Annotated in this window: 1 protein-coding gene; it reads right to left on the bottom strand. The window is 51.7% G+C overall.

What is annotated here, in order from left to right:
• Nucleotides 1-1,550: conjugal transfer protein TraG N-terminal domain-containing protein (locus HZR81_RS23510; protein WP_500129387.1), on the bottom strand; the 1,550-nt coding region annotated here is incomplete at both ends.

Genomic DNA, 1,550 nt, shown 5'->3' with positions numbered 1-1,550 from the left:
AATGCGCCAGCTGCGCCCCTACGAGCATTCTCGAAGCGATCATCCATACCAGAGGTGTCGGGCGCTGCTCCTTTCAGGCCTGCAAGTTCGTTTGAGTTTCCAGAATCAACCTTGAAGTCGAATGGAGAGAACTGAGAGTCTACCAACTCACCCATTCTTCCAGTTTGCTGCATATGAAGCATAGAGGCGGCAATGATTCTTTCATCATTATCCGTAGTGGCTTGCTGAACACTAGCAGAATTCATCAGGTTGCGAATACTTGCGTAGTCCTGTTCATTCTGTCCTGCAAGTTCTCGTATGCCCAGTGCAGCCGCGTGTTTTGTGAGGCCGCTATTTGCAATTGCCTTACCCGCAGCCTGTCCTATGTCAAGGTCTTGCTGGCTTCTCCAGCCCTGGCTAGAAGCCTTGGTATCTGTATATGTAGCTTGTGCCGATTTCGCTTCCGTGAGCGTTCTTCCGATTGTATCGCTATTAGATACCTGCTCCATGGCTTGGTTATTTTGGGTAAATGCTTCAGCTGCAGCAAACGTAGCTGTGTCGCTCCTATTGGAGTCTACAACCTGCTGAAGCTGAAGAACGCCCTCTTTCGTTAATTGCTGCTGCTCGGAACTCATTTGCTGAAACTTTGCAGACTGTTCCAGCCTTCCGCCAGCCAGACCCATTGGAAGGGAACCGCCCAGATGGCCAGATGCTGAGCCAGCTTTAATTTCGTCTTGGCTCCATCCCGCTGAGGAAAGTTTCCTTACAGCCTCATTGTAATTTGTGCTTTCACCGAGCTTTAGATTCGTTTGCAGCTGGTCGCCAATTTGCGAAAGCTGTTGTCTTCCCGCAGATGTTGAAGAGAGCTGCGATGCTCCACTTTGAAGAGTCTCTTGAAGGTTGGATATTTTTTGTTGCGCGTTTGCGTGGCTGCTTTGAACAGTTGCATCAGCTCCTGCAGCCACAGACAACTTAGGTGCTGTTGCTCGCGCGCCCGTGACGCTTGCACCTGTAGTCATCTGATCAGACGTGTAGCTGGCCGATGTGTCCATAATCGGCGCCTGATCCTTAGTACGAGGCATTACATCTTCCGTGCGGAACTTATCGCCCTGAGTCATCTGTCCCATGATGCTATTTGCAACCATGGCTGAACCGGAGACGATGAAGAGCGCGAGCGGCGGTACCGATGCTGCGAGCATGCCTCCGACGCCTAGAGCTTTGGAAATGGCATGATCTATATCGAGCAACTGAAGCATTGCAAAGCTTTGCGAGGTTGCATCGTACCCGTCAAAGATTGCTTGCATCTCCGCGCCGGCATACCAGAGGGTAAAGGCGTTTACGATGCTCAGCAGGGGCATCCAAAGCGCGACTGCCAAGGGAAGCACCATGTACTTCCCAAGAATCGACATGCCCTTGTCGCCGAGTACCAGGGCGAATGCCATGAACGGAGTCATCGCATACAGCAGACCTTCAAAGAAGGCGATCATGGGACGCATATAGTGCTTGAAGGTGTCGCCCTTCCCGGCCCACTGGATCTCTTGATGGTTAAGCGATTCTCGTAGTGCCAGAGC

Origin of the sequence: Pseudomonas sp. LM13, assembly GCF_041381355.1 — a bacterium.
GTDB lineage: Bacteria > Pseudomonadota > Gammaproteobacteria > Pseudomonadales > Pseudomonadaceae > Stutzerimonas > Stutzerimonas frequens.
The sequence above is the reverse complement of the archived record's forward strand: the minus strand, read 5'-3'. Positions and strand labels throughout refer to the sequence as shown.